Origin of the sequence: Mycobacterium sp. KBS0706 (assembly GCF_005938675.2) — a bacterium.
Lineage (GTDB): Bacteria > Pseudomonadota > Alphaproteobacteria > DSM-16000 > Inquilinaceae > Inquilinus.
In genome coordinates, this window is sequence record NZ_VCCH02000011.1 from 14,809 (window position 1) to 28,064 (window position 13,256).

At 70.0% G+C, this 13,256-nt stretch carries 13 protein-coding genes; 9 read left to right on the plus strand and 4 right to left on the minus strand.

The genetic code is table 11. From position 1 onward, the window contains the following. Positions 1-132: 132 nt before the first annotated feature. A complete protein-coding gene (locus FFK22_RS07960; RefSeq protein ID WP_138887328.1) occupies positions 133-1,644 on the plus strand; it encodes an aminoacyl--tRNA ligase-related protein in 1,512 nt (503 codons plus the stop codon). Here FFK22_RS07960 and FFK22_RS07965 read toward each other — a convergent pair. Continuing rightward, positions 1,638-2,855, minus strand: coding sequence for an MFS transporter (locus FFK22_RS07965; RefSeq protein ID WP_138887327.1), 1,218 nt, complete (start codon positions 2,853-2,855; stop codon positions 1,638-1,640). The genes FFK22_RS07960 and FFK22_RS07965 overlap by 7 nt on opposite strands. A gap of 32 nt (positions 2,856-2,887) precedes the next feature. Further along, positions 2,888-3,841 (minus strand): arginase family protein, encoded by a 954-nt coding sequence (locus FFK22_RS07970; protein ID WP_138887326.1) that lies wholly within the window; start codon positions 3,839-3,841, stop codon positions 2,888-2,890. A gap of 123 nt (positions 3,842-3,964) precedes the next feature. Between FFK22_RS07970 and FFK22_RS07975 the strand changes: the two genes are divergently transcribed. The 3 genes from FFK22_RS07975 (at position 3,965) to FFK22_RS07985 (ending at position 6,343) form a co-directional block, all read left to right on the plus strand. After that, complete coding sequence (locus tag FFK22_RS07975) at positions 3,965-4,549, plus strand: TetR/AcrR family transcriptional regulator (RefSeq protein ID WP_138887325.1); 585 nt, start codon at positions 3,965-3,967, stop codon at positions 4,547-4,549. A 106-nt stretch (positions 4,550-4,655) separates the two neighbouring features. After that, positions 4,656-5,258 (plus strand): DUF308 domain-containing protein, encoded by a 603-nt coding sequence (locus tag FFK22_RS07980; protein WP_138887324.1) that lies wholly within the window; start codon positions 4,656-4,658, stop codon positions 5,256-5,258. A 95-nt stretch (positions 5,259-5,353) separates the two neighbouring features. Beyond that, positions 5,354-6,343: an aldo/keto reductase gene (locus tag FFK22_RS07985; RefSeq protein WP_138887323.1), complete on the plus strand. Its 990-nt coding sequence runs from the start codon at positions 5,354-5,356 to the stop codon at positions 6,341-6,343. On the opposite strand, the gene FFK22_RS07990 is transcribed toward FFK22_RS07985, so the two are convergent. Beyond that, entirely contained in the window at positions 6,344-7,606 is a 1,263-nt protein-coding gene (locus FFK22_RS07990) for an NAD(P)/FAD-dependent oxidoreductase (RefSeq protein WP_138887322.1), read from the minus strand. It abuts the gene before it with no gap. A gap of 279 nt (positions 7,607-7,885) precedes the next feature. Between FFK22_RS07990 and FFK22_RS07995 the strand changes: the two genes are divergently transcribed. Next, positions 7,886-8,848, plus strand: a complete 963-nt coding sequence (locus FFK22_RS07995; protein WP_138887321.1) for a hypothetical protein — start codon at positions 7,886-7,888, stop codon at positions 8,846-8,848. 12 nt (positions 8,849-8,860) lie between these two features. Here FFK22_RS07995 and FFK22_RS08000 read toward each other — a convergent pair whose 3' ends face one another. Beyond that, positions 8,861-9,487 (minus strand): FMN-binding negative transcriptional regulator, encoded by a 627-nt coding sequence (locus FFK22_RS08000; protein ID WP_138887320.1) that lies wholly within the window; start codon positions 9,485-9,487, stop codon positions 8,861-8,863. 336 nt (positions 9,488-9,823) lie between these two features. On the opposite strand from FFK22_RS08000, the gene purB reads away from it, so the two are divergent. The 4 genes from purB (at position 9,824) to FFK22_RS08020 (ending at position 13,251) form a co-directional block, all read left to right on the plus strand. Beyond that, a complete protein-coding gene (gene purB / locus FFK22_RS08005) occupies positions 9,824-11,113 on the plus strand; it encodes an adenylosuccinate lyase (RefSeq protein WP_138887319.1) in 1,290 nt (429 codons plus the stop codon). Positions 11,114-11,255: 142 nt separating this feature from the next. Then, entirely contained in the window at positions 11,256-12,407 is a 1,152-nt protein-coding gene (locus FFK22_RS08010; RefSeq protein WP_138887318.1) for a PLP-dependent aspartate aminotransferase family protein, read from the plus strand. A gap of 111 nt (positions 12,408-12,518) precedes the next feature. After that, on the plus strand, positions 12,519-12,800 hold the full coding sequence (locus FFK22_RS08015; RefSeq protein WP_138887317.1) for a hypothetical protein: 282 nt from the start codon (positions 12,519-12,521) through the stop codon (positions 12,798-12,800). Positions 12,801-12,909: 109 nt separating this feature from the next. Next, a complete protein-coding gene (locus tag FFK22_RS08020) occupies positions 12,910-13,251 on the plus strand; it encodes a hypothetical protein (RefSeq protein WP_138887316.1) in 342 nt (113 codons plus the stop codon). The last annotated feature ends 5 nt before the right edge of the window (positions 13,252-13,256 follow it).

Sequence of the window (13,256 nt, forward strand, 5' to 3'; positions counted from 1 at the left end):
GCGTCCGGACCGTCCAGCCAGGCTTCATCGCCTCACGCAAACGCTCCCGGGCCCGGTCCGCGCCGCGGTTCCGCGCGTCGTTGCGTCCGGACCGTCCGTCCTTGCTTTTCTCCCATGCCAGGAACACCTCCGATGACACAGACGAAGACCACCGCCGTCACCCCCACGCGCGCCGAGGACTATGCCGGCTGGTACCAGGCCGTCGTGCGGGCCGCGGATCTGGCCGAGCCCGCCCCCGTGCGCGGCTGCATGACGATCAAGCCCTGGGGCTACGGCATCTGGGAACGCATCCAGGCGATCCTCGACCGCCGCTTCAAGGAGACCGGCCACCGCAACTGCTACTTCCCGCTATTCATTCCCCTGCAGTACCTGCAGGCGGAGGCCGAGCATGTCGAAGGCTTCGCCGCCGAGGTGGCCATGGTCACGCATCACCGCCTGGCCAATGTCGATGGCCGGCTGCAGGTCGACGCGCCGCTGGAGGAGCCCCTGGTGGTCCGCCCCACCTCGGAGACGATCGTCGGCGAGGCGTTCTCGCGCTGGATCCAGTCGCATCGCGACCTGCCGGTGCTGATCAACCAATGGGCCAATGTGGTGCGCTGGGAGAAGCGGCCCCGCATCTTCCTGCGCACCTCCGAATTCCTCTGGCAGGAGGGGCACACCGCCCATGCCACCGAGGCCGAGGCGCTGGAGGAGACCGAGCGGATGCTCGGCATCTATCGCGAGGTGGCGGAGCAGGCGCTGGCGCTGCCGGTCATCGCCGGCCGCAAGACCAAGCGGGAGAAGTTCCCCGGCGCCGTCACAACCCTGTGCATCGAGGCGATGATGCAGGACGGCCGCGCCCTGCAATCCGGCACCTCGCACTTCCTGGGCCAGAATTTCGCCCGCGCCGCCGGCATCCGCTTCACCGATGCGGACGGCGTCGTCAGGCTGCCCTACACCACCTCCTGGGGCGCCTCGACCCGGCTGATCGGCGCGCTGATCATGACCCATGGCGACGATGACGGGCTGCGCCTGCCGCCCGCGGTGGCGCCCGATCAGGTCGCGATCCTGCCCGTGCTGCGCGGTACGCCGGAGGACACCGCCGTGCTGGCCCGCTGCGACGAGATCGCCGGACGGCTCCGGCGAGAATCCTGGAGGGGCGAGGCTGTGCGGGCCACGATCGACCGGCGCCCCGGCAGCGGCTCCGCCAAGCGCTGGGACTGGGTTCGCAAGGGTGTGCCCGTGATCGTCGAGCTCGGCGTCCGCGACCTCGCCGGCGACCGGGTCACGACCTGGCGCCGCGACCGGCTGCGACATGGCAAGGCCGAGACCGGGCTGGATGAGTTCGTCGCCGCCCTGCCCGGCCGGCTGTCGGAGATCCAGGCCGCCCTGGCCACCGAGGCCCGGGGCTGGCGCGACGCCCGGCTGCGCGACGCGGCGACGCTGGACGAGGCCCGCGCCCTGCTCGGCGACGGCGGCGCCGAGGGCTATCGCAGCGGGGCCGGTTTCGTCCGCCTGCCCTGGAGCGGATCGGAGATGGAGGAGGCCGCTTTGGCCGAGAGCGGCGTGACGATCCGCTGCCTGGTCGAGGCCGACCGCCCCGCCCCCTGCGCCGCGACCGGAGCGGAGACCACCGACCGCGCGATCCTGGCCCGGGCCTACTGAGCGGCGACGGCTGTCCGACGGGGCAGCAGCCACACGGCGCCGGCCAGGCCGATCACGGTCAGGCCGGCGCCGGCCAGGAAGGTGGCGCCGGACCCGATCCAGGTCCACAGCCCGCCGGCCAGGGCGCTGGCCAGCAGCAGAGCCAGTCCGCCGGCCAGGTTGAACAGGCCGAAGCCGGTGCCGCGCCGGTCGGCCGGCACGGTCTCGGCCACCAGCGCCGCCAGCAGCCCCTGGGTCATGCCCATATGCAGCCCCCACAGCGCGGTGCCGGCCAGCACCGCCCACAGCCCGCCATCCAGCGCCAGCACCAGGTCGGCCGCGACCAGCACGGCGAAGCCGAGCACCAGCAGCCGCTTCGGGTCGTGGCGGTCGGACAGCACCCCGACCGGATAGGCGGACAGGGCATAGGCGACGTTCATCACCACCAGCACCAGCGGCACCAGGGCCAGCGCCAGCCCGGCCTCCTGCGCCTTCAGCACCAGGAAGGCCTCGCTGAACCGCGCCAGGGTCAGCACCGCCGCCACCGCGACCACGCGCCAATAGGCGCCGCCCAGCCGCCGCAGCTCGTCGCGCCGGATCGGCGACCGCGCCGCCTTGGCCGGCCTGGCGGCGTCCGGCTCGTGCACGCCGCCCACCAGGATGGCAACGGAGATCGCGGCCGGGATCACCGCCAGCCAGAACACCAGCTGGATGTCGCCGCCGCTGGCCAGCATCAGGCCGATCGCCAGCAGCGGCCCGGCGAAGGCGCCGACGGTGTCGAGCGACTGGCGCAGCCCGAAGGCGGCGCCGCGGATTGCGGGCGGCGTCAGGTCGGCGACCAGCGCGTCGCGCGGCGCGCCGCGGATGCCCTTGCCGATGCGGTCGACGAAGCGCGCCGCCAGCACCAGCCCGGCGCTGCCGGCCAGCGGGAACAGCGGCTTCGACAGCGCGCCGAGGCCGTAGCCGATCACGGCCAGCAGCTTGCGCCGGCCGAACCAGTCGCTGAGCACGCCGGAGAACACCTTGACGATCGAGGCGGTGGCTTCGGCCACGCCCTCGATCAGCCCGATCACCGCGGCGCTGGCGCCGACCGTGGTCAGCAGGAACACCGGCAGCAGGGCGTGGATCATCTCCGACGAGACGTCCATGAACAGGCTGACGAAGCCCAGCATCCACACGCCGCGCGGGATCGCAGCGCGGACGTCCGGGCTGGCAGGAGTTTCGGCGGCCATCGGATGCTCCGTCGCGACAATCGGAGTCGGATCTAGGGCCGGCGGCGTGTCGCCGTCAACGGCGCCAGCCCCGCGGCCAGCATCTCGACGAGGCCACGCGCATAGGTGCCATCCGGGTCCAGGTCCGGGTCGTAGATGGTGACGTTGAGGCCGAGGCAGCGCGGCGAGGCCAGGAAGCCGCGCAGCAACTCCGCCAGCCCGGCGAAGTCCAGCCCGGGGCTGCCGGGGGAATCCACCGCCGGCATCACCGCCTGGTCGAGGATGTCGACGTCGAGATGCAGCCAGAACGGGATCTCTGGCGTCCGGTCCAGCACCGCGAAGCTGCGGCGCAGCGCCGCCCGCAGTCCGGCTTCCAGCAGTTCGAACATGTCGATCCGGGTGATCGCGGTGTCGGCGATGTCCTCCCAGCCCCAATCCGGATCCCGCCCCTCGCGCTCGCCGATCTGGATCGCCCGCTCGGCCCGCACCAGCGGGTCCGGCGCGCCGTCCCAGCGCAGCATCAGCGGGTCGCCCAGGCCGATCGCCAGCGCCAGGTCCATGCCGGCGGCCGAATGCAGCGGGAAATCCTCGTAATTGCCGGGATGGCGGAAATCGCTGTGGCCGTCGAGATGGACCAGCGCCAGATCGCTGTGCCGCCGGGCGCCGGCCAGGGCGCCGATCAGGATCGAGCAGTCGCCGCCGACCACCAGCGGGAACAGCCGCTCGCGCAGCGCCGCGTCGACCACATCGGCGACCTGTTCGTTGAAACGCCGGATCGCCGGGCCGTTGCGCAGCACGGTGCCGGGCTGCGGTTCGGTGCTGTAGCGCGGCCGGTCCAGGTCGACCGTGCGGTCGGGCCGCAGCCGGCTCTCCAGCCCCGCCTCGGTCAACGCCTGCGGCGCCCGCCAGGTACCCGGCTCATGCCCCGGCCGCAGCGGCCGGAGCCCGAGATTCGACGGCGCCCGGATCAGCGCCGTACCGGCGATGCCCGCGATCGGATATGCCATGGTCGTCCCCTCCCCCCAACGGGCCGCAGTATGACCCGGGATGCGAGGCCCGTCTCGGGCCTGTTACCCGCCAGCGACAAAGCATGACTTGACCAACTACCTACTAGAAGGTAGATTATTTATATGAGCAACCCTGCTTCCACCGCCGACGACATCCTGGCCTGCGCCCGATCCCTGATCGTCGCCGGGGGCTATAACGGCTTCAGCTATGCCGACATCGCTACCGTGGTCGGCATCCGCAAGCCGAGCATCCATCATCACTTCCCGAGCAAGGTCGATCTGGTCCGCACGCTGGTCTCCCGCTACCGCGAGGAGGCCGGGGTCGGGCTCACCCAGCTCGAAAGCCATGTCTCCGATCCGGCGGAACAGCTGCGGGCCTATCTGGGATTCTGGGAGAGATGCATCGCGGATGCGAGCCTGTCCTTCTGTGTCTGCGCCCTGCTGGCGAGCGAGCTTCCGATGCTACCGGAGGCGGTGGCGTTTGAGGTCAAGGCGCATTTCCGCTTCCTGTCGGCCTGGCTGACCTCGGTGCTCGGCCGCGGGGCGCAGCAGGGCCGTCTCCACCTCGCCAGCACGCCCCGCGTGGAGGCTGAGGCGTTCATGGCGACCGTCCATGGGGCGATGCTGTCTGCCCGGGCCTATGGCGACCCGACGATGTTTGCCGTCATCACGACCCCCCTGCTCGACCGGCTGTCCACCCGACGCTGATCCCTCCCCCGCGGGCGCCCGGCGGCGCGCCCGATGCCTTCGCTTGCATATCGAGACTACCGACTAGTCGGTAGATGCCTCGTTCACCTGATCGAAAGGACGTTCGATGACCGACCAACTCATGGATCCCGCCGGCGCCCAGGAGCGATGGCTGCGGTTCTACTACTTCGCCCGAGCGGCGTTTTCCGCCCTGTGGGTGGCAGCGGCATTCACGCTTGGACAGCAGATATCGTCGGTCGCAGCGGTCCTGCTGGTCGTCTATCCGGCCTGGGATGCCCTCGCGAACTATGCCGATGGGTCGCGAAGCGGCGGGTTGGGCCGGAACCGCACCCAAGCCATCAACGTCATCGTCAGCCTGGCGGCCGCTGTCACCGTCGTCCTGGCCCTGCAGACGAGCATGAACGCGGTGCTCGGGGTGTTCGGCGTCTGGGCGATACTCTCCGGATTGTTGCAGCTCGGCACCGCGGTTCGTCGGTGGACGGGGTATGGCGCGCAATGGGCGATGACCCTGAGCGGCGGCCAATCGGCGCTCGCAGGCGCATTCTTCATCGTGCAGGCGCGGATGCCGCCGCCGCCGTCGATCACCGCCATTGCCGGCTATGCTGCCGTGGGCGCACTCTACTTCCTGGCATCGGCGATATGGCTGTCGGTGGGCGAATGGCGCCGCAGGGCCGGTGGAACGTCTCGGTCTGCAGCGGGCCGGCTGTGAAGTTTCTTCCAAGGTGATGGGCCGGCGCGCCGGGTACCGCGCCGGCGTGGCCTCGCCATATCCGGCCCATCGCGACGACAGGAAAGGATCTTATCATGCGCCTGCCCCTCGACCACGCGCAGGGCTTCGGCGGCGCGCCGCTGGGCAACATGTTCCGCGCCATCCCCGAGGACGAGGCGATCGCCGCCGTCCGCGACGCCTGGGATGCCGACATCCGCTACTATGACACCGCCCCCTTCTACGGCGCCGGCCTCTCCGAGATCCGCATGGGCAAAGCGCTCAAGGACAAGCCGCGCGGCGATTTTGTGCTCAGCACCAAGGTCGGCCGGCTGATCCTGGACGAGATCGAGACCGGCACGCGCGACCAGGGCGAGAAGGGCGGGCTGTTCGAGGCCGGCCTGCCGAACAAGGTCGTCTACGATTATTCCGCCGACGGCACGCTGCGCTCGATCGAGGACAGCCTGAAGCGGATGGGCACCGACCGCATCGACCTGGTCTGGATCCACGACGTGGCCGAGGATTTCCACGGCGACCGCTGGCGCGAGGTGCTGGACCAGGCGCTGGACGGCGCCGGCCGGGCCCTGACCCGGCTGCGCGAGGAGGGCGTCATCAAGGGCTGGGGCCTGGGCGTCAACAAGGTCGAGCCCTGCGAGGTCGCGCTCGACCGCGCCGACCCCGACGGCTTCCTGCTGGCCGGTCGCTATACTCTGCTGGACCACCGCCAGGCGCTGGCCCGGCTGATGCCGCAGACGGAGAAGCGCGGCGCCGGCATCGTCGTCGGCGGGCCGTACAATTCCGGCATCCTGGCCGGCGGCGCGCATTACGAGTACCAGGCGGCGACGCCGGAGATCCAGGCCCGGGTCGACGGGCTGAAGGCGGTGGCGGCGGAGTTCGGCATCGACCTGCGCGCCGCGGCGCTGCAGTTCCCGCTGGCGCATCCGGCGGTGGCCGCGATCATCCCCGGCGCCAGCCGCCCCGGCCGCAGCGCCGAGAACCTGGGCCTGGCGGCGGCCCCCATCCCGGCTGCCTTCTGGCAGGCGCTGCGCGACCGCGACCTGATCGCACCGGAGGCGCCGACGCCCTGACTACTCCTCCTGGCCCCGGCCGGTGATCAGCCGGGCGCTGCGCTGGCCGGTGGTGTAGATCCACAGCCAGCTCAGCGCCACGGTCAGGCGGTTGCGCAGCCCGATCAGGAAGTAGATGTGGGCGAAGCCCCAGATCCACCACGCCAGCCAGCCGCGCAGCTTGATCCAGCCGAAATCGATTACCGCCGCCCGCTTGCCGATGGTGGCCAGGCTGCCGGCATGCTTGTAGCGGAACGGGCGCGCCTCCGGCTTGCCCTCCAGCCGGGCCCGGATGGTGTCGGCGACATGCTGGCCCTGCTGCTTGGCGGCCGGGGCGATGCCCGGCAGCGGCTGGCCGTTCCAGGCGTCGAGCCGGGCGGTGTCGCCGACCACGAAGATCTCGGGATGGCCCGGCAGGGTCAGGTCGGGCGCCACCATGACCCGGCCGGCGCGGTCCGCCTCGGCCCCCAGCCAGGCGGCGGCGGGCGAGGCCTGGACGCCGGCGGCCCAGATGATGGTCTTCGCCGGGATCCGCTCCGCCGTCAGCGCCACGCCATCGGCATCGCAGGCGGTCACGGCGTGGCCGGTCAGGATCTCCGCCCCCAGCCCCTCCAGCGCCTGCTTGGCGTAGGCGGACAGGTCCTCCGGGAAGGCCGGCAGCACCCGTGGCCCGGCCTCAACCAGCAGGATCCGCGCCTCCTTCGGGTTCAGCGCCCGGAAATCCCTCACCATGGTGTGGTGCGCCAACTCGGCGATGGTGCCGGCGATCTCCACCCCGGTCGGTCCGGCGCCGACGATGACGAAGGTCAGCAGCGCCCGCCGCACCGCCGGGTCGGTCTCGGTCTCCGCCCGCTCGAACGCCGTCAGGATGCGGCGGCGGATCGCTGTGGCGTCGTCGATGTCCTTCAGGCCGGGGGCGAAGGGCTCCCAGTCGTCATGGCCGAAATAGGCGTGCCGGGCGCCGGTCGCCACCAGCAGCGTGTCGTAGGGCACCGGCGCCTCGCCGCGCAGTTGCACCTGCCGGCCGGCCATGTCGACGCCTGTGACCTCGCCGAGGATGGTCCGCACCTCCGGCCGCCGCGCCACCAGATGGCGGATCGGCCAGGCGATCTCCGACGGCGCCAGCGAGGCGGTGGCGACCTGGTACAGGAGCGGCTGGAACAGATGGTGGTTGCGACGGTCGATCAGGGTGATGTCGACCGGCGCGCCCTTGAGGCGGAGCACCGCCTGCAGCCCGCCGAAGCCGGCGCCGATGACGACCACGCGGTGACGCGCTTCGGCCATGATGATCCCCTCGCCGTGAGACTTGCCCCACCGTCCGATATCGCGGTGCAGCATGCAAGGGCGGCGGCGTCGCGCCCGCAGTTGGCGCCGGTCGGCGATCTGGCGCTCCGCATCGACATGACTGCGGGGATCCGTTGACGAATGCCTGCAATCGGCTGCAGCCGTCTCAATTCTCACACGATGCTATTGGCGGAGCCGCCAAGCCAAATGGGTTTCCGATCCTGAGCATCAAAGGTACAATTCTCCGGCTTATCTGCGCAGGCTGGACGGAGATGCAGCATGTCTTTTCGGATCGACACCAGCGCATCTATCCAAGGTGGGCGAACGACGCCGGCTTCATGGGCACAGCGGCAAGCCTTCAACGACGCCATTTCGCAATCTCGGCGCATGGCCGGAGAAGCGGGCGGCACGGGCATGGTCGACGACCCCGGCAATGGCGGGGTCATTGAAAAAGGAAAGAGCTGGACCGACTGGATCGAGCGGTTGGTGCAGGACGCCGTGGCGAGGCTGGAGAAGCTGGAGCGCTACAAGGCCGAAGAGTCGAAGCGGTCTCCGACCGGGGCGAAGATCATCGCCGAAGCGGAGCGGCTGGGCGTGCCGATCCACGTGCTCAGCGATGAGGACTATGAGAGTCGTCATCCCGGCACGGGAGGCGTGACCGTCGACGGCGAGGTCTATATTCCCGAATCGGCGCTGAACACGGGTGGAAATCCGGTCCTCGAGCATGAATTGCTGCATGCCATTCTCGGCCGCAATCGTGAGATCTATGACAACGCGCGGCCACTCGACGAGCGCATCAAGCGAGCGCGCGATCTGTTCCAGGGAATGGGACTTGATGCCGATGACGGAGAGCGCTTTGCGCGCGCGATCGATGGCTGGCCGCCGGAACGGCACGTCGACGCGGATCACGTGCAGGCCTATGTCAGCGGTGTCGATATCGCACGCGAGAAGGCAGGCCTGCCCCCGCTGACGGACCCGCAGCGAGACGAGCTTTATGCGGGTGCGGCGGAGCGGGAGGCAGCGCTCGGCATCCAACGCGGGCCCCTTGCGGACTACGCCAAGACGGAGTCGCCCCTCCTGCGCATGATGGCTCTCGCCCGGGCCGAGGCGCAGTGGGCGGCGACGCCTCAGGGCCGTGCCCACCCACCGTCCGGCAATACGATGGAGGAGCGTGCCGCGAGCCTCACGGCCATTATCGACAAATATGCCAGTGAAGATCGGCTGCTGAAGTTCAAGTCCTAGCCGGCGCGGGCCTCAGCCCCGCTCGACCGGCACCAGCGCCGCGACCTCGCCCCGCCCGTCGGCGCCCAACCCCTCGACCACGCCGGCGCGGTCGGCGGCCGGCCGGTTCTGGCTCATCTTCCACTTGCCCTCCAGCCGCGCGATCGGCAGGGCGAAGCCAACGATGCCCTTCAACTGGCCGCGGACGAAATCGGCGGGTGCGTCGCTGACCGACCAGGGCGCGGCCCGGCCGCCCTCGTGCCGCAGGGTCAGGCGGGTGACGAGGTCGAGCAGCCGGTCGGCGTCGTCGAACATCTCCAGCGGCCCGCTGGCGTGGATGGCGACGTAGTTCCAGGTCGGCACAACCTTGCCGGTCTGGCGCTTGGTCTCGTACCAGGACGGGGTGATGTAGGCGTCCGGCCCCTGGAGGATCGCCAGCGCCTCCACCCCCGGCACGCCGCCGGCGGCATGCGGATTGGCCTTGGCGAGATGGCCATAGAGCGTGCCGTTCGGCCCGGCCTCCGGGTCCAGCAGCATTGGCACATGGCTGGCGACCAGGCCATCGGCGCCGAGGCTGACCAGCGTGGCCAGGCCGGCCTCGCGGATCGCGGCGTGCAGGATCTCGATCCGGTCTTCCCGGAAGGCGGGCGGGACATACATGGCAGGGGACCTGGACAGCAGGTGGATGCCGCACAGATGGCGATGAATCGGACTGGCCGCCAGGGCCAATCGGCCAAATCCAGGCAGTCCAATTCCGGCGAGGACGCACCAGGGGCATGCAGTTTCGGCAAGGCCGTGCGCTTCCGCCGAGCCGCCGCATGCTGCTATACCGCCCAGGAGCATCGGGACAGGTCTTCTTCAACTGTCATGCCCGGGCTTGACCCGGGCATCCAGAGGCTGTCGACATCTTCTGGATTGCCGGGTCAAGCCCGGCAATGACAAGGAAAGGGAGGTCCGTCCCCGACCGCCTTCCCCTGCCCCGCATGGACCACGCCGATGATCCCCCGCTACAGCCGCCCCGAGATGACCCGGATCTGGGAGCCGGAGAACAAGTACCGGATCTGGCTGGACATCGAGGTCGCGGCGCTGGAGGCGATGGCCCAGCTGGGCATCGTGCCGGAGACGGCGGTGAAGGCGGTGCGCGAGCGCGGCAATTTCAACGTCGAGCGCATCGACGAGATCGAGCGCGAGACCCGGCACGACGTCATCGCCTTCCTGACCAACCTGGCCGAGTATGTCGGGCCCGAGGCGCGCTTCGTGCACCAGGGCATGACCTCGTCCGACGTGCTGGACACCACCCTGTCGATCCAGCTGTCCCAGGCGATCGACCTGCTGATCGCCGATGTCGACGGCCTGCTGGGGGCGCTGCAGCGGCGGGCCGAGGAGCACCGGCACACCCTGACCGTCGGCCGCAGCCACGGCATCCATGCGGAGCCGACCACCTTCGGCCTGAAGCTGGCCGGCCACTGGGCCGCCTTCCGCCGCAACCGCGACCGGCTGGTGCAGGCCCGGCGCGAAATCGCCACCTGCGCCATCTCCGGCCCGGTCGGCACCTTCGCCTCGGTCGATCCCTTCGTCGAGCGCTACGTCGCCGACAAGCTGGGGCTGCAGGTCGAGCCGGTGTCGACCCAGGTGATCCCGCGCGACCGCCACGCCATGGTGTTCTCGGTGCTCGGCGTCGTCGCCTCCTCCATCGAGCACCTCGCCATCGAGATCCGGCACCTGCAGCGCACCGAGGTGCGCGAGGCGGAGGAGTTCTTCCACCCGGGCCAGAAGGGCTCGTCGGCGATGCCGCACAAGCGCAACCCGGTGCTGACCGAGAACCTGACCGGCCTGGCCCGGCTGGTGCGCGCCGCCGTCGTGCCGGCGATGGAGAATGTGGCGCTGTGGCATGAGCGCGACATCAGCCATTCCTCGGTCGAGCGGATGCAGGCGCCCGACGCCACCGTCACCCTGGACTTCGCCCTGTCGCGCCTGACCGGCGTGGTCGACAAGCTGCTGATCTATCCGGAGCGGATGAAGGCCAATCTGGAATCGCTCGGCGGCCTGGTGTTCTCGCAGCGCGTGCTGCTGGCCCTGACCCAGGCCGGAATCAGCCGCGAGACCGCCTACACCCTGGTCCAGCGCAACGCCATGAAGGTGTGGCACGAGGGCGGCAGCTTCCTCGACCGCCTCGCCGCCGACCCGGAGGTCACGATCCCGCGCGAGGAGCTGGCGCACGCCTTCAGCTACGATTTCTACACCAAGCACGTCGACGACATCTTCGCCCGCGTCTTCGCGGAATAGTACCAGCGAGTCAAGTCACTCACCGTCATGGCGAGCCCCGCAGGGGCGTGGCCATCCAGGGCCGGTGCGAGCGGCCCTGGATGGCCACGTCGCTTCGCTCCTCGCCATGACGATCGATAGAACAGCTGCCGGAGGCGGAACGATGGACAAGAGCAAGCTTTCGGCCGCCAGCATCGCGGCGCAGGCGCTGGGCTGGGTCGACCCGGTGACCAAGGCAGTCACCCCGGCGATCCACCCCTCCTCCACCTATATCCGCGACCCGGACAACCAGTACCGGTCCGGCCGGATCTACGCCCGGGACAACAACCCGAGCTTCGACCAGGCCGAGGCGGTGCTGGCGGCGCTGGAAGGCGCCGAGGGCGCTGCCGTCTTCGCCTCCGGCATGGCGGCGGCGACCGCGGTGTTCCTGGCGCTGGCGCCGGGCGATCATGTGCTGGCGCCGAAGGTGATGTACTGGTCGCTGCGCAACTGGCTGGTGACCGAGGCCACCCGCTGGGGACTGAAGGTCGAACTGGTCGACACCCACGACATCGACGCGGTCCGCGCCGCCCTGCGCCCGGGCGAGACCAAGCTGGTGTGGCTGGAGACCCCGGCCAACCCGATGTGGACCGTCACCGACATCGCCGCGGTGGCCGAAGCGGCGCATGCCGCAGGCGCCCGGGTGGCGGTCGATTCCACCGTGGCGACGCCGGTGCTGACCCGGCCGCTGGCGCTGGGCGCCGACCTGGTGATGCATTCGGCGACCAAGTACCTGAACGGCCATTCCGACGTCATCGCCGGGGCGCTGGCCACCGCACGCGACGACGAGACCTGGCAGCGGGTCAAGCGCATCCGCGCCCAGCACGGTGCGGTGCTCGGCCCGTTCGAGGCCTGGCTGCTGCTGCGCGGCATGCGCACCCTGGTGCCGCGGGTGCGCCAGGCCTCGGCCACGGCGCTGGCCATCGCCGAGCATTTCCGCGGCCACGAGCTGGTCTCGGCGGTGCTGTATCCCGGGCTGGAGGACGCGCCGGGCCATGCAGTCGCCGTCCGGCAGATGCAGGGCGGCTTCGGCGGCATGCTGTCGATGCGGGTCAAGGCCGGCGCGCAGGCGGCGATCGCCACGGCAGCCAAGGTCGAGCTGTGGAAACGCGCCACCTCGCTGGGCGGGGTCGAGAGCCTGATCGAGCACCGCGCCAGCGTCGAAGGGCCGACCAGCCGGGTGCCCGACGACCTGCTGCGCCTGTCCGCCGGCATCGAAGACCCTGCCGAGCTGATCGCCGATTTGGAGCAGGCGCTGCGGGCCGCGGTGGGCTGAGACGGCAGGGCTCCCTCTGTATTACCTCTCCCGCTGGCCAGGTTGTGACGGAACGCCGGAACAAATCGCTGCCCCATGTCTTTTGTGAAGACCATGCTGACGGCAGAGCGAATGACGAACGACGGCCATAGCCTCGCGCAGACGCTGCACTTCTGGCTCCGTATCCAGGGCCAGAACTGGGAGGACGGATTTCCGCCCAGCCCGGAGGAGACGTGTTGGATCTCGCTGGCAATGGTGGCGGCGCGGCAGGGTAGCCTGGGACGGACCCAGGAATGCATTCTGCACGCGATTCTGCAGGACCGTGCACCTCCCCTGGAGACCGGAGACTACAGTCTTGCCAGCTTCCGGCACGACCTCTCCGCCTTCCAGACGCGATATCTCGACAGCCACTAAAATCCCTGAAAAATCCGTAAGATAAATTAATTCGCACAGGCCCGCTTCGGAGTTGCCAAATATCCCGATCCAAGGGATCGTGGATGATTGATTTCCGGGGAGGCCCAGCATGGATCGGCCGACGCGCATCGTTCCACCGATCCGCTTCACCTCGACCGAGGGCGACGAGGCTTCGATTGCCGCTGCCGCCACGCTGGTCGAGCATCTCGACGCTCTCTACGACACGCTGCTCGACCCCAGGCGCCGGGAGGCGCATGTCGCCGGCACGCTGCGGACCAAGCATCTCGACACGATCGAGCGGCTGCTGTTCCGGGTGACCGACGAGATGGGCCGCGGCGCGCCGCAGCTCAGCGATGCGCTGCGGACCCAGGCGGCGCTGCTGATCGGCCAGTATCGGCCGATGGGCACGCCGGCGCGAGCCGGGCTGGGCGAGGACCGGCCGGCACTCTGACCCGA

Excerpts from the sequence above, each read along its gene's own strand:
- FFK22_RS07970 (WP_138887326.1), bottom strand. The coding sequence starts at position 3,841 with ATGGCATATCCGATCGCGGGCATCGCCGGTACGGCGCTGATCCGGGCG.
- FFK22_RS07975 (WP_138887325.1), top strand. The coding sequence starts at position 3,965 with ATGAGCAACCCTGCTTCCACCGCCGACGACATCCTGGCCTGCGCCCGA.
- FFK22_RS08020 (WP_138887316.1), top strand. The coding sequence starts at position 12,910 with ATGGATCGGCCGACGCGCATCGTTCCACCGATCCGCTTCACCTCGACC.
- FFK22_RS08015 (WP_138887317.1), top strand. The coding sequence starts at position 12,519 with ATGACGAACGACGGCCATAGCCTCGCGCAGACGCTGCACTTCTGGCTC.
- FFK22_RS07985 (WP_138887323.1), top strand. The coding sequence starts at position 5,354 with ATGCGCCTGCCCCTCGACCACGCGCAGGGCTTCGGCGGCGCGCCGCTG.
- FFK22_RS07960 (WP_138887328.1), top strand. The coding sequence starts at position 133 with ATGACACAGACGAAGACCACCGCCGTCACCCCCACGCGCGCCGAGGAC.
- FFK22_RS08010 (WP_138887318.1), top strand. The coding sequence starts at position 11,256 with ATGGACAAGAGCAAGCTTTCGGCCGCCAGCATCGCGGCGCAGGCGCTG.
- FFK22_RS07990 (WP_138887322.1), bottom strand. The coding sequence starts at position 7,606 with ATGGCCGAAGCGCGTCACCGCGTGGTCGTCATCGGCGCCGGCTTCGGC.
- purB (WP_138887319.1), top strand. The coding sequence starts at position 9,824 with ATGATCCCCCGCTACAGCCGCCCCGAGATGACCCGGATCTGGGAGCCG.
- FFK22_RS07965 (WP_138887327.1), bottom strand. The coding sequence starts at position 2,855 with ATGGCCGCCGAAACTCCTGCCAGCCCGGACGTCCGCGCTGCGATCCCG.
- FFK22_RS07995 (WP_138887321.1), top strand. The coding sequence starts at position 7,886 with ATGTCTTTTCGGATCGACACCAGCGCATCTATCCAAGGTGGGCGAACG.
- FFK22_RS07980 (WP_138887324.1), top strand. The coding sequence starts at position 4,656 with ATGACCGACCAACTCATGGATCCCGCCGGCGCCCAGGAGCGATGGCTG.
- FFK22_RS08000 (WP_138887320.1), bottom strand. The coding sequence starts at position 9,487 with ATGTATGTCCCGCCCGCCTTCCGGGAAGACCGGATCGAGATCCTGCAC.